The following is a 23,137-nucleotide window of genomic DNA, read 5'->3' as shown; positions in this document are numbered from 1 at the left end:
CGAACGGCCTCACGCGCGCCGACGGCCCCCGTCCGGCAGATCCTCGTCCGCTTCGATCCTGCCCCGTCCACGCCCTTTGGCGGCGAGCAGTGCAAGGTCCGCACGGCGAAGCGTGTCGTCGGCGGACAGATTCAGCGCAGCCAGTCCGACGCTGGCCGACAGGCGCGGCTCGTCCGAAGGGCGCGGCGGCGACGCCTCCGCGAGCGCCGCGAGCACCGCCGCGACGGTGCTCCTTGCGGCGGCAAGGTCGTGGTCGGGCAGGAGGACACCGAAGCTCTCGCCGCCGATCCGGGCCACGATGTGCTCGTGCCGCAGCGTGCTGCGCAGGAAATCGGCGAAAGCGACGAGCACGCGGTCGCCGGCGCTCGCGCCGTGGCGCAGGTTGATCGCGCGAAAATGGTCGATGTCGAACAGCGCGAGGGTGCCGCCCTGCCGCCGGCGGACGAGGTGGCGCAGCATCATCTGGAACGCACGGCGGTTGGCAAGGCCGGTGAGCGGATCTGTGACCGTGGCGGTGAACAGCCGCTCCTCGAGCTCTCGCCGTTCCTCGAGCGACCGCATGATGCCGATCGCCCCGCTGGCCCGCCCGTCCATATCGAGCAAGGGACGGAGCTGAAGCGTGAACCAGTTCGTGCTTCCGTCCGCCATGTGCGCGGCGAATTCGAACCAGCCGGTTGCCGATCCTCCGCGCATGACGACCTCGAGAAAGGCGCGCAGCTTCTCGGCCTGCGCCGGCTCGGCGAGGTCGGCCAGATGCGGTGCGATCAGCATGTCGGGAATGGCGAGACCGAGCCGCCCGATGGCCGCCGAGGCATGAACCACATAACCCGCACGATCGACCTTCAGGACGATGTTGCGCCCGCCCTCCGCCAACAAGTCATACAATGCCGCCCCTTCATGAAGGGTGAAATCTTCCACCATGCGATTACGCCCCGACCTTTGCCCGCCTACGCCGATTCACAAATGATGAAGAACAATATCGGGAGAGAACTCCCGGTATGAATTGCACTCCACAATTACCGTTATACGTGTTGTATAACTTAACTGACTTGCGAATCGTCTTATGCAGATATTAACCAAGCCGATGAATTTTCGGGAGTCATTTCACGTACTGCGACAAAGTTTTGCAAAGACTGGTCTTACAATTCGATCATGATCCTGATCTTAGCCGGCTCGGTTCCGAAGGCGCGGGCGATGACCTCGCGGCTATGTGCGAGCACTTCGCGGGCCTCCGCGCTGTCGTGTACGTCCGCCAACTCCTGCTCGGACACGCCCAGCACATCGGCGATCGCGGCGATCCGGCTCTCGATCGGGCGCGCCTTGCCCTTCTCCCAGGCCCAGACCGTCGGCTTGCTGACGTCGAGCCGTTCGCCGAGCTGTGCGAGCGTGAGCCCGCGTTCCTTGCGCAGACGCTGCAGCCGGCTGCCGAAGGATTCAGGCGCCGATGCGTGCACGCGCTCCAGCTTCAGGCCCGCGTCGCTGCGCAGCTCCGCCGCGGCGAGCGTGCCGGGAGAGATCGGCTCGTCGAAACGGCAGCCGTAGAGCGTGCCGCTCGCCCAGACGACGCGGGCGGGCGTCACTCCGGCGTGCGGGAAGTCGATGTCGATCCCCTCGTCAATGGAGAGTTCGGCGTCGCACTCGAGTAGCAGCCCGGTGCGCGAGGCGTTGTGCACCCGGACCGGGAGAACCTCGCCCGATTCGCGCCCGCCGACGGTTTCGAAGCGCAACGTCAGGCGCTGCGCGTCTCGCCTTGCCTGATCGCTGCGTTCGAGATGTGCCGCGATTACCATATGTGCCGCTCCTTTCGCTCAAGGAGTCGGCGCTTGCGGTTAAGGAATCGTTAGCCCGGAGGCCTCCCGCGACTAACGGGCCTCAGGCCGCCTCGTCGCTCGCGTCCAGCCCGTAGGCGGTGTGCAGCACGCGGACGGCGAGCTCGGTCTCGTCTTCGTCGATCATGACCGAGACCTTGATCTCGCTGGTCGAGATCGCCTGGATGTTGATCCCGCGCTCCGCGAGCGACTTGAACATCGTCGCCGCGACGCCTGCATGGCTCTTCATGCCCACGCCCACGACCGAGATCTTCGCGATCTTGCTATCGGTGATGATGCGGTTGAAGCCGATGTCCGGCCGCCGATCCTCGAGCAGGGCCTGCGCACGCGCGAGGTCGGCCTGCGGCACGGTGAAGGTCACGTCGGTCTCACCCTTGTCGCGCCCGACGTTCTGAATGATCATGTCCACGTTGATACTCGCCTGCGCGAGCGGCTCGAAGATATGCGCCACCGCGCCCGGCTTGTCGGGCACGCGGGTAAGGATCACCTTGGCCTCGTTCTTGTCGTGCGCGATGCCGGTGACGAGCTGGCGTTCCATATCGCCCTTCTCCACTAGTTCGTTCATTTCCTCTTCCGACACGATCATCGTGCCGGGAAGGTCGTCGGCGGGGGCCGCATCATCGCCGATGAAGCTGGAGAGCACCTGGACGCGCACCCCTTCCTTCATCGCGAGCCCGACCGAACGGGTCTGCAGCACCTTCGCCCCCACGCTCGCAAGCTCGAGCATCTCCTCGTACGTCACGGCCTTGAGCTTGCGCGCTTTCGCGACGATCCGCGGATCGGTGGTATAGACCCCATCGACGTCGGTATAGATGTCGCATCGGTCGGCTCCGACCGCCGCTGCAACCGCCACGGCGGACGTATCCGAGCCGCCGCGGCCGAGCGTCGTCAGCCGGCCGTCGGCACCGATGCCCTGGAAGCCGGGGATGACCGCGATCTCGCCCGCCTGCATCGAGGCGATCAGGTCGTCCGAATCGATATCTTCGATCCGCGCCTTGGCGTGCGCTTCGACCGTGCGCACCGGCAGCTGCCAGCCGAGCCAGCTGCGCGCCTTGCAGCCGAGCGACTGGAGCGTCAGCGCGAGCAGTCCGCTCGTCACCTGTTCGCCGCTGGCGACGACGACGTCGTATTCGGCCGGATCGTACAGCGCATTCGCCTCGCGGCAAAAGTTGACCAGCCGATCGGTCTCCCCCGCCATGGCGGAGACGACGACGGCAACCTCATGCCCGGCGGCCTGCTGCTTGCGCACGATACTGGCGACGCGGCGGATGCGTTCGGTTCCGGCCATCGAAGTGCCGCCGAATTTCATCACGATACGCGCCAAGTCCGTGCCTCCCCTGCATTGGTGCCCGTCAGGCGGGCGCTGGTGCCGGTCTGTGCGCGCTGTTAGGGAGGGCGCATGGGCGATGCAACAATATCGGGCGAAACCAATTCTTCAGGCGGACAAACCATCCGCCCCGAAGAAGCCGCCCACTTCGGTAGTCTGGCGCGCGACTGGTGGGACCCGAAAGGCTCTTCCGCCATGCTGCACAAACTCAACCCCGTGCGGCTGCAGTTCGTGCGCGCGGCGATCGACGCACACTGGGGCGCCGATCCGGAGAGCCTGCAGCCGCTCGCGGGCAGGAGCGCGCTCGACGTCGGCTGCGGCGCGGGCCTGCTGTGCGAACCCCTCGCGCGGCTCGGCGCGGACGTTACCGGAGTGGACGCCGCGCCGGAAAACACCGCAGCCGCTGCGCAGCACGCCGAAGGCGTCGGCCTCGATATCCGCTACATCGCGGGCGAGATCGCGGCGCTCGATATCGGCACGTTCGATCTCGTGACCTGCATGGAAGTGATCGAACACGTCGCCGATCAGCACGCCTTCGTGGCCGCCCTCGCCGACCGCCTTGCTCCCGGAGGGCTGCTGATCCTGTCGACGCCCAACCGGACGCCGCAGTCGCAGCTCCTGCTCGTGCGCGCCGCCGAAGCCTTGGGCGCAATCCCGAAGGGCACGCACCACTGGGACGATTTCGTCACGCCCGAGGAGCTGCGGGGTCTGCTTGCCGATGCGGGGCTTACGATGGGCGAGCCGCGCGGGATAGGCTTCTCGCCCGGCAAGGGCCTGCACCTGTCCGGCGATCTCGCGCTCAACTACATCGTCACCGCCACCCGCGCCTGAGCCTTGCCACGAAGACAGGGGGAAAACTCGCACCGCGGGTTCACCGGCTCCGACAGGCTGGCTATCGAGCGCGCCAACCGATTCTCACATCATCCGGAGTTAGAACATGGCCGAAGCCACCGACGACCGCCTGCGCCTTCTGATCGAACGCATCGAGCGCCTCGAGGAGGAGAAGAAGGGCATCGCCGACGATATCCGCGACGTCTATGCCGAGGCGAAGGCGGTCGGCTACGACGTCAAGATCATGCGCCAGATCGTCCGCCTCCGGAAGATGAAGCCCGACGACCGCGCGGAAATGGAAATGGTGCTCGACACCTACAAGGCGGCGCTCGGGCTGGGCTGATCCGCCGCCGCGGCGGAGCGGGGAACGAGGCTCCGCTCCCGTCGATTGCTTTCGTGAACACCCGATTCACGGAGCGAACGATGAACGATTCAACCGAAACCGTCGACAAGGCCTTCATCGAGGAAACGAACGAAGAGCCGAAACTGCCCGGTCACGAGACTGCGATGGACGACAAGCCCGAGTGGGAGCCCCGCTATCCCGGCTCCGGCCGGCTCAAGGGCAAAGTGGCGATCGTCACCGGCGGCGACAGCGGCATCGGCCGCGCCACCGCGGTGCTGTTTGCGCGCGAGGGTGCGAAAGTCGCGATAGCCTACCTCGAGGAGGACGACGACGCGCGCATTACCATCGACGCCATCGAGCGCGAGGGAAGCGAAGGCCTGTTCCACCGCGGCGACCTCGGCGATCCGGAAGTCTGCAAGGCTCTGGTCGCAAAAGTCATCGATAAGTGGGGCCGGCTCGACGTGCTGGTCAACAATGCCGGCGAGCAGCATCCCGACAAGGAAGTGACCGAGATCACCGCCGAACAGCTCCAGCGCACGTTCCAGACCAACATCTTCTCGATGTTCTATCTCGTCCAGGCGGCGCGGCCGCATCTCACCAAAGGCGCGGCGATCGTCAACTGCACCAGCGTGACGATGTACAAGGGCTCGGGCGGACTGCTCGACTATTCCGCGACCAAGGGCGCGATCACCGCCTTCACCCGCTCGCTGAGCGAGAACCTGATCAAGGATGGCATCCGCGTGAATGCCGTCGCGCCCGGGCCGATCTGGACACCGCTCAATCCCTGCGGCGGCGCGCCGCCCGAGAAGGTCGAGCATTTCGGCGAGGGCACGCCGATGGGCCGCCCGGGCCAGCCGAACGAGGTGGCGCCTGCGTTCCTGTTTCTTGCATGCGAGGATTCGTCCTATATGTCGGGGCAGGTCCTGCACCCCAATGGCGGGATCGTGGTCAACGGCTGAGGAGTTTCGGATGGCTGGTCCTTGGAAGGATGCGAGGGGCATCGTCGTCACCACCACGCCCACGATCGAGGGGCGGCCGATCCAGGACTATCTCGGCATCGTCACCGGCGAGGTGATCGTCGGGGCGAACCTGTTCCGCGATCTCTTCGCCAATATCCGCGACATCGTCGGCGGCCGCTCGGGCAGCTACGAGCGGATCCTGCGCGATGCGCGCGAGCAGGCGATTCAGGAGCTGCAGGCCGAATGCGGCTCGCTGGGCGGCAACGCCGTGGTCGGGGTCGATCTCGACTACGAGGTGATCGGCGATACCGGCTCGATGCTGATGGTCTCCGCCAGCGGCACCGCGGTGCGTATCTGAGCACGGGCTCCGACTTCTCGGTCGCGCGGATCGCCCGCGGCGACCTCGCGCGCTTCCGCGCGATGAACCGCCTGTTCGCGGAGGTCTTCGACGACCCCGAAAGCTACGCCTCGCGCCCGCCCGACGACGCCTATGCCGAAGCGCTGCTTGCGCGGGCCGATACGGTGCTGCTTGCAGCGGAGGCGGACGGCGAAATGATCGGTGCGCTTGCAGGATACATCCTGCCCAAGTTCGAGCAGGCGCGCAGCGAGCTCTACATATACGACCTCGCCGTCACCGAGAGCTGGCGGCGGCGTGGCGTCGCCACCGCGCTGATCGAAGAGACGCGGCGGATCGCGCGCGAGGCGGGCGTATGGGTCATCTACGTCCAGGCCGACACCCAGCCGGAGGACAAACCCGCGATCGCGCTCTACGACAAGCTCGGCACGCGCGAGGAAGTGCTTCACTTCGACATCGCACCCTGACCGCCCGCCGCCGATTGCTCGTGCGCCCCGGCTTCGCTAGGAGCGCGTCACAATGCGGCCCGCACCGCCGGGTCACAGGACAGACCAAATCCCGGGGTTACTATGGCAGGCCATTCCAAATTCAAGAACATCATGCACCGCAAGGGAGCGCAGGATAAGAAGCGCTCCAACCTCTTCTCCAAGCTGAGCCGCGAGATCACCGTCGCGGCGAAGATGGGCGCCCCAGACCCCGACATGAACCCGCGCCTGCGGCTGGCGATCAACAACGCCAAGGCGCAGTCGATGCCCAAGGACAACATCCAGCGCGCGATCGACAAGGCATCGGGCGGGGACGAGGATAACTACGAGGAAGTCCGCTACGAGGGCTACGGCCCCGGCGGCGTCGCGCTGATCGTCGAGGCGCTGACCGACAACCGCAACCGCACCGCCACCGCCGTGCGCACGGCCTTCTCCAAGAACGGCGGCAATCTCGGCACCGAAGGCTCGGTCGCGCACGGATTCGAGCGCAAGGGCCTGATCGAATATCCGGCGAGCGCGGGCGACGAGGAGAAGGTTCTCGAAGCCGCGATCGAGGCGGGCGCCGACGACGTCGAAAGCGACGAGAACGGCCACACGATCTGGACCGAAATGGAAGCGCTGCACGAAGTCGCGAGCGCGCTGGAAAAGACCCTGGGCGAGGCGGAGAACGTCAAGCTGGCGTGGAAGCCGAACATCACCGTGGAGATGGACGAGGGCTCGGCCGGCACGCTGCTCAAGCTCGTCGACGCACTCGATGACGACGACGATGTCCAGACCGTGTGGGGCAACTACGAGATTCCCGACGAAGTGATGGAGAAGCTGGGTTGATCCCATTCCCCTCCCGCTTGCGGGAGGGGTCAGGGGTGGGCTTCGGTCGACCTCTCACCCGCCCCCTGCCCCTCTCGCGTGGGCGGGAGGGGGAGGAGGAATGCTGATCCTCGGCCTCGATCCTTCGCTCAGTTGCACCGGCTGGGGTCTTGTGCGGGCGGAGGGCGCGCGGCTGTCGCACGTCGCCAACGGGCAGATCCCGACCGATGCCAAGGCCCCGATGGCCGAGCGGCTCGCGGCGTTGCATTCGGCGGTCTCCGCAGTGATCGCGCAGCACCGCCCGGACCGCGCCGCGGCGGAGGAAGTCTTCGCCAACAAGAATCCGCAATCGACGCTCAAGCTCGCACAGGCCCGCGGCGCAGTGCTCGCCGCCTGCGGGGCGGCAGGGATCGAGGTGCACGAACATGCCGCGCGGCTCGTTAAGAAGGCGGTCGTCGGCACCGGCGGCGCCGAGAAGCAGCAGGTGCAGGCCATGCTCAAGATCCTGTTGCCCGGGGCGGCGATCGCCGGGCCGGACGCGGCCGATGCCCTCGCCGTTGCGATCGCCGATGCACACCTGAAAGGACGCTGATGTTTCTCGTCGTATTCCGTAACCGCAAACGAGCCGACATCGATTACCCCGCCTATGACGCCGAAGCCGACCGTATGCTCGAACTCGCACAGGCGCAGCCCGGCTTCCTCTCGTTCAAGAGCTACACGAGCGACGACGGCGAGGTGATCGCGCTCTCGGAATGGCAGGACGAAGCCTCCGCCCGCGCCTGGGGCCGCGTGGCCGAGCACCGCGTGGTGCAGAACCGCGGCCGCAGCGAGTTCTACGAGAGCTACACCCTGTTCGCCTGCGACGCCCCGCGCATCCACCGGTTCAACAGCAAGGACGCAGCATGAGCATCGAGGTTTACGGCATCCCCAACTGCGACACGATCAAGAAGGCCCGCCAGTGGCTCGACGCGCGCGGCGTGGACTACGCGTTCCACGACTACAAGAAGGAAGGCGCCGATCCCGGGCGGCTGCGGACGTGGATCGCCGCGCGAGGCGTCGACGCCATATTGAACCGGCGCGGGACGACTTTCCGCAAGCTGTCGGACGCGGAGAAGGCGGACATCGATGCCGAGAAGGCCGTCACGCTGCTGCAACAGCACCCGAGCATGATCAAGCGGCCGGTGGTCGAGCACCCCGGCGGTCTGCTCGTGGGGTTCAAGGAGGACGAATGGGCCGCAGCTTTTTCCTGAGCGCGCTGGCCGCGCTCGCGCTGGCAACGCCGGTGGCGGCGCAGGATGCTTCGGACGTGCTCGTGATCGCACACCGCGGCGCAAGCGGCGAGCGGCCCGAGCACACGCTTGCGGCTTACGAGCGGGCGATCGATCAGGGTGCGGACTATGTCGAGCCCGATCTCGTCGCGACCAAGGACCTTGTGCTTGTCGCACGGCACGAGAACGAGATCTCCGGCACGACCGACGTGGCGGATCGCCCGGCGTTCGCCGACCGGCGCAGGACCAAGACAATCGACGGGCGGCCGGTGACCGGCTGGTTCGTCGAGGATTTCACGCTTGCCGAGCTGCGCACGCTGCGGGCGAAGGAGCGGTTGCCGCACCTTCGCCCGGTGGGTGCGCGATTCGACGGGCTCTTCCAGGTTCCGACCTTTGCCGAGATCGTCGCGCTGGTGAAGGCCAAGGAGGCGGAGACCGGCCGCCGGATCGGCCTCTACCCCGAACTCAAGCACCCGCAGTTCCTGCTGCGGGACGAAGGCATCGACACGGTCGACCTGCTGCTGCGCGAACTGGCAGCGGCCGGGATCGGAGCAAACGACCCGATCTTCATCCAGAGCTTCGAGATCACACCGCTCAGGCGCCTGGACGAGCGCAGCGATTACAAGCTGGTGCAGCTCGTCGGGGCCGCTGGCGGCCCGGCGGACGAGCCCTCCATGCGCTATGGCGCGATGGTCACCATGGATGGAGCGGCGCGGATCGCAGACTATGCCGATGCCATCGGCGCGGACATCAGGCTCCTGCTGGAGGAAGACGGAACGCCCAGCGGGCTGGTCACCGCCGCCCACGCGGCAGGACTGAAGGTACATGCGTGGACTCTGCGCAAGGAGAACGCCTTTCTTCCGCCGCCGCTGCGGCACGGGGAGAGCGAAGGCGGGCGCGGTTGTCCCGAGAAGCTGTGGACGCTGCTGGTGCGTGCCGGCGTGGATGGGGTGTTCACCGACGATCCGGCCATTGCCGTGGCGGCCCGCCAAGGCTCGACATGCGGCCAGCCATAGCGCGCCCGATGGGCCTTTATCGGCAGTCGCATTCGTATCCACGGCCGCGCTTTCCCTTGTCTTGGCCCGCGCCTCTGGCGTAGCGCAGCATCCATGCAAAAGCTCGATCCGCGCGCCCGCAAGGTCAAGATTCTCGCCACCACCGGCCCCGCCAGCCGCGAGCCCGACATGCTGCGGCGGCTGTTCAAGGCCGGCGCAGACGCCTTCCGCGTCAACATGAGCCACGGCGATCACGCGACCCACGCGCAAACAATCCAGGCGATCCGTGCGCTGGAGAAGGAGTTCGGGCGGCCGATCGCGATCTTCTGCGACCTGCAGGGCCCCAAGCTGCGGGTCGGCGAGTTCAAGGATGGGCAGGCGGTGATCCGCCATTCCGGCCACTTCACGCTCGACCGCAATCCCGAGCCGGGCGACGAGACCCGTGTCCACCTGCCCCACCCCGAGCTGTTCGGGCTGCTCGCCAAGGGGCAGCGGCTGCTGATCAATGACGGCAAGATCCGCCTGCGCGTCATCGAGGCGGACGAGGACCGGATTTTCTGTTCTGCAGAGGTCGGCGGCGTGATCTCGAACCGCAAGGGCGTGAACGTACCCGATGCCGAAATACCGATCCCGGCGCTGACAGAGAAGGACCGCAAGGATCTGGCCTTCGCGGTCGAGCACGGCGCAGACTGGATCGGCCTCTCGTTCGTGCAGCGGCCGGAGGATCTGGCCGAGGCGCGCAAGCTGATGGGTGGCCGCGGCTCGCTCTGCGCGAAGATCGAGAAGCCGATGGCCGTGCGACGGCTGGACGAGATCGTCGAGCTTGCCGACGGAATCATGGTTGCGCGCGGCGATCTCGGCGTAGAGCTGGAACCGCAGGAAGTGCCGCCGCTGCAGAAGAAGATCGTGAACAAGACCCGCACCGCCGGCAAGCCGGTGATCGTCGCGACGCAGATGCTCGAATCGATGATCGAGAGCCCCGCGCCAACCCGCGCCGAAGTGTCGGACGTGGCCAACGCGGTCTATGATGGCGCCGATGCAGTCATGCTCAGCGCCGAGACCGCTGCAGGCGAATGGCCCGAGGAAGCGGTAACGATCATGGACAAGATCGCAACCCAGGTGGAGCGCGACGATGCCTACCTGGACCGCGTCCGCTTTCTCGACACCCCCCCCGACCGTACCACCGCCGATGCGCTCGCCCATGCCTGCATGACCATCGCGGACACGGTCGCGATCGAGGCTGTGACGGTCTTCACCGGTACCGGCTCGACCGCACGGCGCGTCGCGCGCGAGCGGCCGTCGGTGCCGATGCTGGTGCTGACCCCGTCGATGACGACCGCGCGCCGCCTCGCGCTGCTATGGGGCGCGCACGCCGTCGTCACGAAGGACATCGGGAGCTTCGAGGAGATGATCGCCAAGGGCAAGCGCATGGCGCTGCGGCACGGCTTCGGTCGGGCGGGCAGCAAGCTGATCGCGCTCGCCGGCGTGCCGTTCGGGACCCCCGGCTCGACCAATCTGCTCCACGTGGTGACGCTGGTCGGCAACGAACTGGAGAAGCACGGGGCGTAGGCCGAGGCCCCCTCGCGTCATCCCAGCGAAAGCTGGGATCGCGGGCCGTGAAGTCCGACCTGGCGGATAGCGATCCCAGCTTTCGCTGGGATGACGATCATTACTATCCCTTCGCCGCCCGCTCCAGTCTCGCGCGCGCCTCGACCTCGCCGATCAGCGGCAGCAACTCGGCCATGTCCGGTCCGTGGTCCATGCCGGTGAGCGCCTGGCGCAGGGGCAGGAACAGCGCCTTGCCCTTGCGCCCGGTCGCCTGCTTCAGTGCGGCGGTGAGCGCGTGCCATGGATCCTCGCGCCATTCGAGCAGCCGCGCCGCTTCGGCGAGATAGGCGCGGTCTTCGTCCGAAAACGCGGGTTGCGCAATCGGCCCGGTCACCAGCCGCCACCATTCGGCGGCGTCGCCGACGGTCGCGAGATTGGGCTGCACGGCATGCCAGCCCGCGGCGTCCATGCCCTGCGGCAGCCGGTCCGCGACCACCGCGTAATCGAGCTGATGGACGATCGCGGTGTTGATCCGCTCGAGTTCGGCTTCATCGAACCGGGCCGGCGCCCGGCCGAACGTCGCGAGATCGACGCTCGCAACCAGCACACTGCGGTCGGCGATCGGCTCGACCGGAAGGGAAGTACCGATCCGGGCGAGCAGCGCGACCAGCGCCTCCGGCTCGATCCCGCGCTCGCGGAAGGCGTCGCAGCCGAGCGAGCCGAGCCGCTTCGACAGCTTGCCCTCGCTGCCGACGAGCAGCGCCTCGTGTGCGAAGCGCGGCATCGCCCCGCCGTCGCCGGCAGCGATAAGAGCGCTGAACATCTGGATCTGCACGGCCGTGTTCGAGACGTGGTCCTCGCCCCGGAGGACATCGGTCACGCCCATGTCGAGATCGTCCACCGCGCTCGGCAGCATGTAGAGCCACGATCCGTCCGCCCGGCGGATGACAGGATCGGAAAGCTGCGCCGGATCGAACTTCTGCGCTCCGCGAATGCCGTCGTCCCAGGCGATCGGCTCATCGTGATCCAGCTTGAAGCGCCAGTGCGGCGCCACGCCCGCCGTCGCCTTGGCCGCGTGATCGTCCTCGGTCAGCGCCAGCGCCGCGCGGTCGTAGACTGGCGGCAACCCGCGCCCGAGCAGGACCTTGCGCTTGAGATCGAGCTCCTGCGCGGTCTCGTAGCAGCGATAGACCCGGCCCGCCGCGCGCAGCCGCTCGAACGCGGTCTCGTAGCGGTCGAGCCGCGCCGACTGCCGCTCCTCCCCATCGGGATCGAGCCCGAGCCAGGCGAGATCGGCGCGGATCGCGTCGACGTATTCCTCGCGGCTGCGTTCCGCATCGGTGTCGTCGATCCGCAGCAGGAATCGACCGCCGGCCTTCCGGGCGAGCATCCAGTTGTGCAGCGCGGTGCGGATATTGCCGACGTGCAGGCGCCCCGTGGGCGAGGGGGCGAAGCGGGTGGTCACGGTCATGACCGGCCCGATAGCCGAGCCACGCGGCTATTGCGAGAACAGGGTGACGCTGTGACCGCCGCCCGTCAGTTCGATCCCGTTCGAGGGCGTCCGCTCCGCCCGCGTCACCGCATCGAGCGCGGCCGCGAGCCGCTGCTTCTCCGGATGAACCGCGATTTCGCATATCGGTGCATCCATGGGGCGATCTGTGGTCAATGCGCCACTCTCGTAAGTGTACGTCCACTCGAGGCCCGCGCAGCGCGGATCGTAGAAGATGCTCTCCTCGGTGATCGACAGGGCGATGCCGATCTGCCCGCCAACCTCGGTGCCGTCGATGCCGGCGACGCGGTATTCGCCGACCAGCGAAGCCGGCGCATTCGCCGCGGGTGCCGGCGTGTTGCTGTCCGTGGCGCCCGTGGGCGTCGCCGCCGCGCCACTGTCGGCGGGAGGCGTGGCGGGCGCGGCAACCTCGTCGGTTTGCTGGCAGGCCGCCAGCGCGGCGGAAGCGGCGAGGATGATCAGCATTCGGCGCATGTCCGGCGTTCTCCCGTGCGAGTGCGAAGACGCCGCAGGCTAGCCCCGATCGCGCGCACGAAAAAGCCCCGCCGGATCGCTCCGGCGGGGCTTCGTGTCGCTTGGGACGGGTGTCTTATTCCCCGTCGGCAGTCTGGGTGGCTTCGCCCTCGTCCGACTGCTGCAGGTATTCGCCCGCATCCGCATCGGTGCCGTGGGTCTCGCCTTCGACCCGTGCCAGCGGATCGTCGCCGATCGCCGCTTCGGGGCCCTGGGCGAGCTCCGCCTCGTGCTCTTCGGCAGCCGTCTGCGCCGCGACCAGCGCTTCCTGCTGCTTCTTCCACTGGGCGCGGAGGGCAGCGTCGCGGCTGGAGGCGGTGATGCGAACGCGGTTCATCGCCGCGCCGGTGCCGGCGGGGATGAGACGGCCCACGATCACGTTCTCCTTGAGGCCGATCAGCGTGTCCTTCTTCCCTTCGACCGCCGCCTGCGTGAGCACGCGGGTGGTCTCCTGGAACGAAGCGGCCGAGATGAAGCTGCGCGTCTGCAGGCTCGCCTTGGTGATCCCGAGCAGGATCGGCGTGCCCTCGGCCGGCTTCTTGCCCTTGGCGAGCTTGGCATTGACCTCGTTCATCTCCTCGAGGTCCACCTGCTCGCCCGGCAGCAGCGTGGTGTCGCCGCCGTCGGTGATCTCGACCTTCTGCAGCATCTGGCGAACGATCACCTCGATGTGCTTGTCGTTGATCTTCACGCCCTGGAGCCGGTAGACTTCCTGGATCTCGTTGACGAGGTACTCGGCAAGGGCCTCGACCCCCATCACCTCGAGGATGTCGTGCGGGTTCGGGCTGCCCGAGATCAGGGTGTCGCCCTTCTTGACGAAGTCGCCTTCCTGGACGTCGATCACCTTGGTCTTGGGGATCAGGTACTCGACCGCATCCCCTTCCTCCGGCACGATCGCGATCTTGCGCTTGGCCTTGTACTCGCGGACGAACTCGATCTTGCCGGAGATCTTGGCGATGATCGCATTGTCCTTGGGCACGCGTGCCTCGAACAGCTCGGCAACACGCGGCAGACCGCCGGTGATGTCGCGCGTCTTGGCCGCTTCACGCGAGGCACGGGCCAGGATGTCGCCGGCCTCGACCTGCTGACCGTCCTCGACCGAAAGCGTGGTGCCGGGGGCAAGCAGATAGCGCGCCGCCTCGGTCTCCTCACCCTTCTTGCCGCCTTCCTCGCCCAGCAGGGTGAGGCGCGGACGGAGATCGTCCTTCTTCTTGCGGCCACTGGAGCGCAGTTCGGTGACGACGCGCTGGGCGATTCCGGTGGCCTCGTCCACACGCTCTTCCATCGTCTGGCCGTCGATCAGGTCCTGATAGCGGACGACGCCCGACTGCTCGGTGATGATCGGCAGGGTGAACGGATCCCACTCGGCCAGGCGATCGCCTTCTTTCACCTTGGCGCCGTCCTTGTGCATCAGCACAGTGCCATAGGGGACCTTGTGGATCTCGCGCTCGCGCCCTTCGGCATCGATCACCGCCAGCTCGCCGTTGCGGGCGAGGCTGAGGATCCGGCCCTTCTTGTCGGTGATGGTCGGCATGTCGCGATAGACGACCTTTCCGTCCGACACCGCCTCGAGGTGGCTCGTCTCGTTGAGCTGCGCCGCACCGCCGATGTGGAAGGTCCGCATCGTGAGCTGCGTGCCCGGCTCGCCGATCGACTGCGCCGCGATGACGCCCACGGCCTCACCGATGTTGACCGGCGTGCCGCGCGCGAGGTCACGCCCGTAGCAGCAGGCGCAGACGCCCTGCTCGGCCTCGCAGACCAGCGGCGAACGGATCTTCGCCACCTGCACTTCGGCGTCCTCGATCGCCTTGACCATCGGCTCGTCGAGCAGCGTGCCCGCCTTGACGATGACTTCGCCGGTCTTGGCGTTGACGAGGTCCTCCGCCACGGTGCGGCCGAGGATGCGCTCGCCAAGCGACGCAATGACCGAACCGCCCTGCACGATCGCGCGCATCTCCAGCGCGTTCTCGGTCTTGCAGTCGTCCTCGACGATCACGCAGTCCTGCGACACGTCGACCAGACGGCGGGTCAGGTAGCCCGAGTTCGCCGTCTTGAGCGCGGTGTCGGCCAGGCCCTTGCGGGCGCCGTGGGTCGAGTTGAAGTACTCGAGAACGGTGAGGCCTTCCTTGAAGTTCGAGATGATCGGCTGTTCGATGATCTCGCCCGAGGGCTTGGCCATCAGGCCGCGCATGCCGGCAAGCTGCTTCATCTGCGCCGGCGAACCACGCGCGCCCGAGTGGCTCATCATGTAGATCGAGTTGATCTGCGTCTCGCGGCCGTCGTCGTCCTTCGCGCGCGACTTGATCTTGTCCATCATCGCGTCGGCCACCTGGTCGCCGCAGCGGCTCCAGGCGTCGATCACCTTGTTGTACTTCTCCTGCTGGGTGATCAGGCCGTCCTGATACTGCTGCTCGTAATCGGCCACGAGCGCCTTGGTATCCTCGACCAGCTTCACCTTCTCGTGCGGGATGATCATGTCATCCTTGCCGAACGAGATGCCGGCCTTGAACGCGTGACGGAAGCCGAGCCCCATGATCGCGTCGGCGAACAGCACAGTGTCCTTCTGGCCGGTGTGGCGATAGACCTGGTCGATGACGTCGCCGATCTCCTTCTTGGTGAGAAGGCGGTTGACGATGTCGAACGGAACCTTGTGGTTCTTGGGCAGGCATTCGCCGATCAGCATGCGGCCCGGCGTCGTCTCGAAGCGCTTCATGACGACATTGCCGTCCTCGTCCGCCTGGGGGACGCGGCTGACGATCTTCGAGTGCAGCGTGACCGCGCCGACGTGCAGCGCCTGGTGCACTTCGGCCATGTCGGACAGCATGCGGCCTTCGCCCGGCTCGCCTTCGCGATCCATCGACAGGTAGTAGAGACCGAGCACCATGTCCTGCGAGGGCACGATGATGGGCTTGCCGTTGGCGGGCGAGAGGATGTTGTTGGTCGACATCATCAGCACGCGCGCTTCGAGCTGGGCTTCCAGCGAAAGCGGGACGTGCACGGCCATCTGGTCGCCGTCGAAGTCGGCGTTGAACGCGGCGCAGACCAGCGGGTGGAGCTGGATCGCCTTGCCCTCGATCAGCACCGGCTCGAACGCCTGGATGCCGAGACGGTGAAGCGTCGGCGCGCGGTTCAGGAGGACGGGGTGCTCGCGGATGACTTCATCCAGGATGTCCCAGACTTCCTTGCGCTCCTTCTCGACCCACTTCTTCGCCTGCTTGAGCGTCATGCTCAGGCCCTTGGCGTCGAGGCGGGCGTAGATGAACGGCTTGAACAGCTCGAGCGCCATCTTCTTCGGCAGGCCGCACTGGTGCAGCTTGAGCTCCGGACCGGTCACGATGACCGACCGGCCCGAATAGTCGACGCGCTTGCCGAGCAGGTTCTGACGGAAGCGGCCCTGCTTGCCCTTGAGCATGTCGCTGAGCGACTTGAGCGGGCGCTTGTTGGCGCCGGTGATCACGCGGCCGCGGCGGCCGTTGTCGAACAGCGCGTCGACAGCTTCCTGCAGCATGCGCTTCTCGTTGCGCACGATGATGTCGGGCGCGCGCAGTTCGATCAGCCGCTTGAGGCGGTTGTTGCGGTTGATGACGCGGCGATAGAGGTCGTTGAGGTCCGAGGTCGCGAAGCGGCCGCCGTCCAGCGGCACCAGCGGGCGCAGCTCGGGCGGAATGACCGGAATGACCTCGAGGATCATCCACTCGGGGCGGTTGCCCGATTCGATGAAACTCTCGACGACTTTCAGGCGCTTGATGATCTTCTTCGGCTTGAGCGCGGACTTGGTGGTCTCGAGCTCCTGCAGCAGGTCGGCCCGCTCCTGCTCGAGATCGAGGTCCATCAGCATGATCTTGACGGCTTCCGCGCCGATCCCGGCGGTGAAGGCGTCCTCGCCGTATTCGTCCTGCGCCTCGAGCAGTTCGTCCTCGGTGAGGAGCTGGAACTTCTCAAGCGGCGTCAGACCCGGCTCGGTGACGATGTAGGCCTCGAAGTAGAGCACGCGCTCGAGCTGCTTGAGCTGCATGTCGAGCAGCAGGCCGATGCGACTCGGCAGCGACTTCAGGAACCAGATGTGCGCGACCGGTGCGGCCAGCTCGATGTGGCCCATGCGCTCGCGGCGGACCTTGGTCACAGTCACTTCGACGCCGCACTTCTCGCAGACGACGCCCTTGTACTTCATGCGCTTGTACTTGCCGCACAGGCACTCGTAGTCCTTCACCGGACCGAAGATGCGCGCGCAGAACAGGCCGTCACGCTCGGGCTTGAACGTGCGGTAGTTGATCGTCTCGGGCTTCTTGATCTCGCCGAAAGACCACGAACGGATGCGCTCGGGGCTCGCGATGCCGATCTGGATCTGGTCGAAAGTCTCGGGCTTGGCGAGCTGGTTGGTGAATTTGGTCAGTTCGTTCATTTCTTCTTCCTTTGTCCCCCTCCCGCTTGCGGGAGGGGTTAGGGGTGGGTCTGTTCCGGGCGGGCGGTCAGGCCCACCCCCCGACCCCCTCCCGCGAGCGGGAGGGGGAGAAACGCGTTATTCCGCCGCTTCCGGCCACTGGTCCTCGTCGTCTTCCTCGTCGGTCAGCGACTTGAGTTCGACGTTGAGGCCGAGGCTGCGCATTTCCTTCACGAGCACGTTGAAGCTCTCCGGAATGCCGGCTTCGAAGGTGTCGTCGCCCTTGACGATCGCCTCGTAGACCTTGGTCCGGCCGATCACGTCGTCCGACTTCACGGTGAGGATTTCCTGCAGCGTGTAGGCGGCGCCGTAGGCCTGGAGCGCCCAGACCTCCATCTCGCCGAAGCGCTGGCCGCCGAACTGCGCCTTGCCGCCCAGCGGCTGCTGGGTGACGAGCGAGTATGGGCCGATCGAGCGTGCGTGGATCTTGTCGTCCACCAGGTGATGCAGCTTGAGCATGTACATGTGCCCGACGGTCACCTTGCGGTCGAACGCGTCACCCGTGCGTCCGTCGTAGAGCGTCACCTGGCCCGAGCCGTCGAGCCCGGCGCGTTCGAGCATCCGGGTCACGTCGGCCTCGCGCGCGCCGTCGAACACCGGGGTGCCCATCGGAACGCCCTTGGTCAGGTTGCCGGCGAGCTCGACGACTTCGACGGGCGAACGCGCGTCGATCTCGTCGTGATACTGCTCGCCGTAGACCTCCTTCAGCTTGCTCCGCACCGCCTCGGGCGCCTGCCCCGCTTCCGGATCGGGATTGGCCGCACGCCATTCCTCGAGCGCCGCGGCGACTTGCTGGCCGAGGCCGCGGGCCGCCATGCCGAGGTGCGTCTCGAAGATCTGCCCGACGTTCATTCGCGACGGCACGCCGAGCGGGTTCAGCACCATGTCGACGTGGGTGCCGTCTTCCATGAACGGCATGTCCTCGACCGGCAGGACGCGGCTGATGATGCCCTTGTTGCCGTGGCGGCCGGCCATCTTGTCGCCGGTCTGCAGCTTGCGCTTCACCGCAACGAAGACCTTGACCATCTTGAGCACGCCAGGGGCGAGCTCATCGCCGCGCTCGAGCTTTTCCTTGCGATCCTCGAACTTGTCCTGGATGCCCTTCACCGCCTCGTCGTACTGCGACTTGACGGCCTCGATCTGCGCCTGGCGATTGTCGTCCGCGACCGCGAACTTGAACCACTCGTGCCTCTCGACCCCGTCGAGCACCTCTTCGGTAATCTCGGCGCCCTTCTTGACGCCCTTGGGCGCGGCCGAAGCGGTCTGGCCGAGCAGCATGTCCTTGAGGCGGTTGTAAGTCGCCCGGTTGAGGATCGCGCGTTCATCCTGGCTGTCCTTGCGCAGGCGCTCGATTTCCTCGTTCTGGATCGCGCGGGTGCGGTCGTCGATCTCGATGCCGTGACGGTTGAACACGCGCACTTCGACGATCGTGCCTGAAACGCCCGGCGGCAGGCGCAGCGAGGTGTCGCGCACGTCGCTCGCCTTCTCGCCGAAGATCGCGCGGAGGAGCTTCTCCTCCGGTGTCATCGGGCTTTCACCCTTGGGCGTGATCTTGCCGACGAGGATGTCGCCCGGATGCACTTCGGCGCCGATGTAGACGATGCCCGCCTCGTCGAGGTTGCGCAGGGCCTCCTCGCCGACGTTCGGGATGTCGCGGGTGATGTCCTCCGGCCCGAGCTTGGTGTCGCGGGCCATGACCTCGAACTCCTCGATGTGGATCGAGGTGAACACGTCGTCCTTGACGATGCGTTCGGAGATCAGGATCGAGTCCTCGTAGTTGTAGCCGTTCCAGGGCATGAACGCGACCAGGCTGTTCTTGCCCAGCGCCAGCTCGCCGAGATCGGTCGAAGGACCGTCTGCGATGATGTCGCCCGGCTCGACCGTGTCGCCCACCTTCACCAGCGGGCGCTGGTTGATGCAGGTGTTCTGGTTGGAGCGCTGGAACTTCTGCAGCGTGTAGATGTCGACGCCCGACTGGCCGGGTTCGACATCGCCGATCGCGCGGATCACGATACGGGTCGCGTCCACCTGATCGACCACGCCGCCGCGGGTGGCGGAGATCGCCGCGCCCGAATCGCGGGCCACGGTCTCTTCCATGCCGGTGCCGACGAACGGCGCCTCGGCCTTGAGCAGCGGCACGGCCTGGCGCTGCATGTTCGAGCCCATCAGCGCGCGGTTGGCGTCGTCGTTCTCGAGGAACGGGATAAGCGACGCGGCAACCGAGACGAGCTGCTTGGGGCTGACGTCCATTAGCGTGATCTGCTCGCGCGGGAGCATCACGAACTCGCCGTTCTGGCGAGCCGAGACCATCTCCTCGACAAACGAGCCGTCCTCGTTGAGCTCCGCCGAAGCCTGCGCCACGGCATGCTTCTGCTCTTCCATCGCCGAAAGATAGACGACTTCGCTCGTCACCTTGCCGTCGACGATCTTGCGGTACGGCGTCTCGATGAAACCGTACTTGTTGACCCGGCTGAAGCTGGCAAGCGAGTTGATGAGGCCGATGTTCGGCCCTTCCGGCGTCTCGATCGGACAGATGCGGCCGTAGTGGGTCGGGTGCACGTCGCGGACTTCGAAGCCCGCACGCTCACGCGTGAGGCCGCCCGGCCCGAGCGCCGAGACGCGGCGCTTATGCGTCACTTCGGACAGCGGATTGGTCTGGTCCATGAACTGCGAGAGCTGCGAGGAACCGAAGAACTCGCGCACCGCGGCCACCGCGGGCTTTGCGTTGATCAGGTCGTTCGGCATCACGGTCGAGACGTCGACCGAGCTCATCCGCTCCTTCACCGCCCGTTCCATGCGCAACAGACCGATGCGGTACTGGTTCTCGAGCAGCTCGCCGACCGAGCGGACGCGGCGGTTGCCGAGGTTGTCGATGTCGTCGACCTCGCCCTTGCCGTCCTTCAGGCCGACCAGTTCCTTGACCACCGCGAGGATGTCTTCCTTGCGCAGCGTGGTCACCGTGTCCTCGGCATCGAGGCCGAGGCGCATGTTGAGCTTCACGCGGCCGACCGCGGAAAGGTCGTAGCGCTCCGCGTCGAAGAAAAGACCTTCGAACAGCGCTTCGGCGGTTTCCTTCGTCGGCGGCTCGCCCGGGCGCATGACCTTGTAGATCGCCTCGAGACCCTCTTCACGGTTCTCGGCCTTGTCGGCCTTGAGCGTGTTGCGGATCCAGGGGCCGGTGTTGATATCGTCGATGTCGAGCAGCTCGATCCGGTCGACGCCCGCCTTGTCGAGCACCTCGAGGTTCTCGGGGCCAACTTCGTCGCCGGCTTCGATCCAGATGCGGCCCGTCGCTTCATCGATCATGTCGTTCGCGGCGTAGCGGCCGAGGATTTCCTCGGTGGGGATCAGCAGGTCCTTGAGACCGTCCTTCTGCGCCTTGTTTGCGGCGCGGGGAGAGATCTTCTGGTTGGCGGGGAACACCTCCTCGCCGGTCGCGGCATCTACCAGCGGGAAGGCCGGCTTGGCGCCGCGCCACTGCTCGGGCACGAACGGCATCTTCCAGCCTTCGCCCTTCTTGCCGGAGACGCGCTCCCACACGACGGTGTCGTAGAAGTAGTGAAGAATCTGCTCGCTATCGAGGCCGAGCGCATAGAGCAGCGCCGTGACCGGCAGCTTGCGCTTGCGGTCGATCCGGACGTTCACGATGTCCTTCGCGTCGAACTCGAAGTCAAGCCACGAGCCGCGATAGGGGATGACGCGCGCCGCGAACAGCAGCTTGCCCGAGCTGTGCGTCTTGCCCCGGTCGTGATCGAACAGCACACCCGGCGAACGGTGCATCTGCGAGACGATGACGCGCTCGGTACCGTTGATGAGGAAGGTGCCGTTCTCGGTCATGAGCGGCATGTCGCCCATGTAGACGTCCTGCTCCTTGATATCGAGCACGGAACGGGTCTCGGTCTCCTGGTCGACCTCGAACACGATCAGGCGCAGCGTGACCTTCATCGGCGCCGCGTAGGTGATGCCGCGCTGGCGGCACTCGGTCGTGTCGTACTTCGGCGGCTCGAGCTCGTAGTGCACGAAATCGAGTTCGGCGGTGCCGGCGAAGTCGCGGATCGGGAAGACGCTGCGCAGCGTCTTTTCCAGGCCGGAGACGTAATCAATCGAAGGATCGGAGCGCAGGAATTGCTCGTAACTCTCGCGCTGGACTTCGATCAGGTTCGGCATCTGCACGACTTCGTGGATGTCGCCGAAAATCTTGCGGATGCGCTTCTTTGCGGTGCCGGTGTTCGCCGATGCCTTCGCGCCGGTCGCCTTTGCCTTGGTCGCCATGGAGGTGATTCGCCTCTTCGTGCTGCGCCGGAGGCATCGCGCCGCCGGCATTGAAATTCATGCGCTGCGCGTGGAGCACCACATCGCGAGACGCCAGAAAGCCGCAGCAAATCGCGCCCTTACGGGGCCTGCTGCAGCTCGATCGAACGTCGCGAATATGGAAAGCCGCTTCCATTCCTTGGTCCGATCCCGCGCATGAACGGACCTTGCTCGAAGCGTGCGGTCGGAGGGCATGTAGGATTTGCCGCCTGCGCTGTCAACGGGCCGGCAGATATCCAAAACAAAGCGCCATATCGTTTTTCGATATTATCGATTGACAATAAGGCCGGGCGATATTATCGACTATCGATATCAACTGCTAAAGGGGAGAATCATCATGAAGGATCCATTGCTGCGGCTCAGCCGCTTCGCCATCTGGATCATGGCGGGAGTATTCGCCGCCGGCGGCGCGTTGCTCCTGATCGGTCTCGTGACCTATATCGTCTGGCAGACCGGCGCCCTTGGGCTGATGCCGCCATCGGCGAGCGCACTTGCTCCCGAACACCTCTCCGAGTTGCCGCTGGCACTCCTTCTGGCGCTGCTGGCTTCCGGAATCGCTTTGTTTTTCGCGCTTCAGCTAGGCCGCATCGTGGACAGCGTCGGAGCAGGCGATCCATTCTCCTGTTTGAATGCTGACCGTTTGCGGACGATGGCGCTGCTCGCCATCGCGTATCAGGCTGTCTCTTTCGGTCTGTTCTCAATAGGGATTACCGTAGCCCGCATGGAGCCGATGGAGGCACTGGTTTCGGGCGAGGACATATCGCTGAACGGACTGATGCTCGCGCTCGTCCTGTTCATTCTCGCGCGCGTTTTTCGCCAAGGGGCCACCATGCGCGAAGACCTGGAAGGGACCGTGTGATGTCCCTTACGAATGTAACCGCAGAAGGGAGCAGAATCATGGTGCATCTCGACGACCTGCTGCGCGAACGCCGCATGACCCTGACCGAACTGGCGGAGCGCGTGGGCCTTACGCTCGCCAACCTCTCCATTCTCAAGACCGGCAAGGCCAAGGCCATCCGCTTCTCGACTCTCGAGGCGATCTGCCGCGAGCTCGAGTGTCAACCGGGAGATCTGCTCGTCTATGACGAAGGAGATGCAAATTAGTTCGTGATTCCGGGAACCGAGCGGGATTGTGGCAATTATATGGCGAGTAACCAAAGGAGCCTACCCATGAAAAAGCTCGCACTTGCCGCCCTTCCGCTCGCCATTGCGCTCGGCGCATGCGGTGATCCTGCAACCGATACCGAGGTGCCGGAAGACACGACGGCCGACACGATGGCCAACGACACGATGACCGATCCGGCGCTGACCGACGACACCATGGCCGATCCCACGATGACCGACCCGACCATGACCGACGACACAATGGCGGACGACACGGTGACGGACGATACGACGACTTCGGACGAGGAGCCGACAACCGAGCCGATGTAAGTCGGCCGGCCCCGCGGTGGCTTGACCCGCCCGGACTTTCTGCTAGAGGCCCGCCCCGACCGGCGGGCCTCTTTGCGTTTCGCCAGTCATCCGTCCGAGACAGCCGGTGCCCCGTCAGGGGCTTAATCTCCGGCCTAGACGGGGAAAAGAGTTTCTCCCGCAGGTGCCTTGCACCCGCGGT

Annotated in this window: 21 protein-coding genes; 14 read left to right on the top strand and 7 right to left on the bottom strand. The window is 66.0% G+C overall.

Annotation, left to right across the window (positions count from 1 at the left end; genetic code table 11):
- Positions 1–9: 9 nt before the first annotated feature.
- The 3 genes from ETX26_RS14110 to ETX26_RS14100 all read right to left on the bottom strand — a co-directional run bounded on the left by ETX26_RS14110 (position 10) and on the right by ETX26_RS14100 (position 3,153).
- A complete protein-coding gene (locus tag ETX26_RS14110) occupies positions 10–921 on the bottom strand; it encodes a sensor domain-containing diguanylate cyclase (RefSeq protein WP_129525274.1) in 912 nt (303 codons plus the stop codon).
- A gap of 218 nt (positions 922–1,139) precedes the next feature.
- A complete protein-coding gene (locus ETX26_RS14105; RefSeq protein WP_129525273.1) occupies positions 1,140–1,790 on the bottom strand; it encodes a helix-turn-helix domain-containing protein in 651 nt (216 codons plus the stop codon).
- An 82-nt stretch (positions 1,791–1,872) separates the two neighbouring features.
- Complete coding sequence (locus tag ETX26_RS14100; protein WP_129525272.1) at positions 1,873–3,153, bottom strand: aspartate kinase; 1,281 nt, start codon at positions 3,151–3,153, stop codon at positions 1,873–1,875.
- Between the two features lie 75 nt (positions 3,154–3,228).
- Between ETX26_RS14100 and ubiG the strand changes: the two genes are divergently transcribed.
- From ubiG to pyk, 11 genes are all read left to right on the top strand, one after another.
- Entirely contained in the window at positions 3,229–3,987 is a 759-nt protein-coding gene (gene ubiG / locus ETX26_RS14095) for a bifunctional 2-polyprenyl-6-hydroxyphenol methylase/3-demethylubiquinol 3-O-methyltransferase UbiG (protein ID WP_129525271.1), read from the top strand.
- A gap of 106 nt (positions 3,988–4,093) precedes the next feature.
- Complete coding sequence (locus ETX26_RS14090) at positions 4,094–4,330, top strand: DUF2312 domain-containing protein (protein ID WP_119511886.1); 237 nt, start codon at positions 4,094–4,096, stop codon at positions 4,328–4,330.
- A gap of 80 nt (positions 4,331–4,410) precedes the next feature.
- The gene (locus tag ETX26_RS14085; protein ID WP_129525270.1) at positions 4,411–5,289 is read left to right on the top strand and encodes an SDR family oxidoreductase; all 879 of its coding nucleotides are present in this window, start codon (positions 4,411–4,413) and stop codon (positions 5,287–5,289) included.
- Positions 5,290–5,299: 10 nt separating this feature from the next.
- Positions 5,300–5,647, top strand: coding sequence for a heavy metal-binding domain-containing protein (locus ETX26_RS14080; RefSeq protein WP_191984726.1), 348 nt, complete (start codon positions 5,300–5,302; stop codon positions 5,645–5,647).
- Positions 5,644–6,111, top strand: a complete 468-nt coding sequence (locus tag ETX26_RS14075) for an AAC(3)-I family aminoglycoside N-acetyltransferase (RefSeq protein WP_225425813.1) — start codon at positions 5,644–5,646, stop codon at positions 6,109–6,111. Before ETX26_RS14080 ends, ETX26_RS14075 begins: the two co-directional genes overlap by 4 nt.
- A 102-nt stretch (positions 6,112–6,213) precedes the next feature.
- A complete protein-coding gene (locus ETX26_RS14070) occupies positions 6,214–6,957 on the top strand; it encodes a YebC/PmpR family DNA-binding transcriptional regulator (protein WP_129525268.1) in 744 nt (247 codons plus the stop codon).
- A 100-nt stretch (positions 6,958–7,057) separates the two neighbouring features.
- On the top strand, positions 7,058–7,528 hold the full coding sequence (ruvC, locus tag ETX26_RS14065; RefSeq protein ID WP_129525267.1) for a crossover junction endodeoxyribonuclease RuvC: 471 nt from the start codon (positions 7,058–7,060) through the stop codon (positions 7,526–7,528).
- A complete protein-coding gene (locus ETX26_RS14060) occupies positions 7,528–7,842 on the top strand; it encodes an antibiotic biosynthesis monooxygenase family protein (protein WP_129525266.1) in 315 nt (104 codons plus the stop codon). Before ruvC ends, ETX26_RS14060 begins: the two co-directional genes overlap by 1 nt.
- Entirely contained in the window at positions 7,839–8,186 is a 348-nt protein-coding gene (locus ETX26_RS14055; protein ID WP_129525265.1) for an ArsC family reductase, read from the top strand. Before ETX26_RS14060 ends, ETX26_RS14055 begins: the two co-directional genes overlap by 4 nt.
- On the top strand, positions 8,165–9,220 hold the full coding sequence (locus tag ETX26_RS14050) for a glycerophosphodiester phosphodiesterase (RefSeq protein WP_129525264.1): 1,056 nt from the start codon (positions 8,165–8,167) through the stop codon (positions 9,218–9,220). The genes ETX26_RS14055 and ETX26_RS14050 overlap by 22 nt, the downstream gene beginning before the upstream one ends.
- Before the next feature lie 93 nt (positions 9,221–9,313).
- Positions 9,314–10,768 carry a pyruvate kinase gene (gene pyk / locus ETX26_RS14045; protein WP_129525263.1) on the top strand — a complete coding sequence of 485 codons (1,455 nt, stop codon included), beginning with the start codon at positions 9,314–9,316 and terminating at the stop codon, positions 10,766–10,768.
- A gap of 103 nt (positions 10,769–10,871) precedes the next feature.
- Here pyk and gltX read toward each other — a convergent pair whose 3' ends face one another.
- From gltX to rpoB, 4 genes are all read right to left on the bottom strand, one after another.
- Positions 10,872–12,218: a glutamate--tRNA ligase gene (gltX, locus tag ETX26_RS14040; RefSeq protein ID WP_129525262.1), complete on the bottom strand. Its 1,347-nt coding sequence runs from the start codon at positions 12,216–12,218 to the stop codon at positions 10,872–10,874.
- A gap of 27 nt (positions 12,219–12,245) precedes the next feature.
- On the bottom strand, positions 12,246–12,731 hold the full coding sequence (locus tag ETX26_RS14035) for a hypothetical protein (RefSeq protein ID WP_129525261.1): 486 nt from the start codon (positions 12,729–12,731) through the stop codon (positions 12,246–12,248).
- 115 nt (positions 12,732–12,846) lie between these two features.
- Positions 12,847–17,172 carry a DNA-directed RNA polymerase subunit beta' gene (gene rpoC, locus ETX26_RS14030; protein ID WP_129525260.1) on the bottom strand — a complete coding sequence of 1,442 codons (4,326 nt, stop codon included), beginning with the start codon at positions 17,170–17,172 and terminating at the stop codon, positions 12,847–12,849.
- Between the two features lie 117 nt (positions 17,173–17,289).
- Positions 17,290–21,483, bottom strand: a complete 4,194-nt coding sequence (gene rpoB / locus ETX26_RS14025) for a DNA-directed RNA polymerase subunit beta (protein WP_129525259.1) — start codon at positions 21,481–21,483, stop codon at positions 17,290–17,292.
- A gap of 376 nt (positions 21,484–21,859) precedes the next feature.
- Here rpoB and ETX26_RS14015 point away from each other — a divergent pair, with 376 nt between their 5' ends.
- The 3 genes from ETX26_RS14015 to ETX26_RS14005 all read left to right on the top strand — a co-directional run bounded on the left by ETX26_RS14015 (position 21,860) and on the right by ETX26_RS14005 (position 22,956).
- On the top strand, positions 21,860–22,381 hold the full coding sequence (locus tag ETX26_RS14015) for a DUF2975 domain-containing protein (RefSeq protein WP_129525257.1): 522 nt from the start codon (positions 21,860–21,862) through the stop codon (positions 22,379–22,381).
- Positions 22,382–22,419: 38 nt separating this feature from the next.
- Entirely contained in the window at positions 22,420–22,626 is a 207-nt protein-coding gene (locus tag ETX26_RS14010; protein ID WP_129525256.1) for a helix-turn-helix domain-containing protein, read from the top strand.
- 66 nt (positions 22,627–22,692) lie between these two features.
- Positions 22,693–22,956 (top strand): hypothetical protein, encoded by a 264-nt coding sequence (locus ETX26_RS14005; protein WP_129525255.1) that lies wholly within the window; start codon positions 22,693–22,695, stop codon positions 22,954–22,956.
- Positions 22,957–23,137: the final 181 nt, after the last annotated feature.

Source organism: Pelagerythrobacter rhizovicinus (assembly GCF_004135625.1).
In the GTDB taxonomy this organism is placed as follows: Bacteria; Pseudomonadota; Alphaproteobacteria; order Sphingomonadales; family Sphingomonadaceae; genus Pelagerythrobacter; species Pelagerythrobacter rhizovicinus.
This window is presented reverse-complemented; position numbering and strand designations above follow the sequence as displayed.

Bases quoted from the DNA above. Each gene is read 5' to 3' on its own strand.
- ETX26_RS14005 (WP_129525255.1), top strand. From the start codon at position 22,693: ATGAAAAAGCTCGCACTTGCCGCCCTTCCGCTCGCCATTGCGCTCGGC.
- rpoC (WP_129525260.1), bottom strand. From the start codon at position 17,172: ATGAACGAACTGACCAAATTCACCAACCAGCTCGCCAAGCCCGAGACT.
- ETX26_RS14080 (WP_191984726.1), top strand. From the start codon at position 5,300: ATGGCTGGTCCTTGGAAGGATGCGAGGGGCATCGTCGTCACCACCACG.
- ETX26_RS14015 (WP_129525257.1), top strand. From the start codon at position 21,860: ATGAAGGATCCATTGCTGCGGCTCAGCCGCTTCGCCATCTGGATCATG.
- ETX26_RS14035 (WP_129525261.1), bottom strand. From the start codon at position 12,731: ATGCGCCGAATGCTGATCATCCTCGCCGCTTCCGCCGCGCTGGCGGCC.
- ubiG (WP_129525271.1), top strand. From the start codon at position 3,229: ATGGGCGATGCAACAATATCGGGCGAAACCAATTCTTCAGGCGGACAA.
- ETX26_RS14110 (WP_129525274.1), bottom strand. From the start codon at position 921: ATGGTGGAAGATTTCACCCTTCATGAAGGGGCGGCATTGTATGACTTG.
- ETX26_RS14090 (WP_119511886.1), top strand. From the start codon at position 4,094: ATGGCCGAAGCCACCGACGACCGCCTGCGCCTTCTGATCGAACGCATC.
- ETX26_RS14055 (WP_129525265.1), top strand. From the start codon at position 7,839: ATGAGCATCGAGGTTTACGGCATCCCCAACTGCGACACGATCAAGAAG.
- ETX26_RS14060 (WP_129525266.1), top strand. From the start codon at position 7,528: ATGTTTCTCGTCGTATTCCGTAACCGCAAACGAGCCGACATCGATTAC.
- ruvC (WP_129525267.1), top strand. From the start codon at position 7,058: ATGCTGATCCTCGGCCTCGATCCTTCGCTCAGTTGCACCGGCTGGGGT.
- ETX26_RS14105 (WP_129525273.1), bottom strand. From the start codon at position 1,790: ATGGTAATCGCGGCACATCTCGAACGCAGCGATCAGGCAAGGCGAGAC.
- ETX26_RS14050 (WP_129525264.1), top strand. From the start codon at position 8,165: ATGGGCCGCAGCTTTTTCCTGAGCGCGCTGGCCGCGCTCGCGCTGGCA.
- gltX (WP_129525262.1), bottom strand. From the start codon at position 12,218: ATGACCGTGACCACCCGCTTCGCCCCCTCGCCCACGGGGCGCCTGCAC.
- pyk (WP_129525263.1), top strand. From the start codon at position 9,314: ATGCAAAAGCTCGATCCGCGCGCCCGCAAGGTCAAGATTCTCGCCACC.
- ETX26_RS14010 (WP_129525256.1), top strand. From the start codon at position 22,420: ATGGTGCATCTCGACGACCTGCTGCGCGAACGCCGCATGACCCTGACC.
- rpoB (WP_129525259.1), bottom strand. From the start codon at position 21,483: ATGGCGACCAAGGCAAAGGCGACCGGCGCGAAGGCATCGGCGAACACC.
- ETX26_RS14085 (WP_129525270.1), top strand. From the start codon at position 4,411: ATGAACGATTCAACCGAAACCGTCGACAAGGCCTTCATCGAGGAAACG.
- ETX26_RS14070 (WP_129525268.1), top strand. From the start codon at position 6,214: ATGGCAGGCCATTCCAAATTCAAGAACATCATGCACCGCAAGGGAGCG.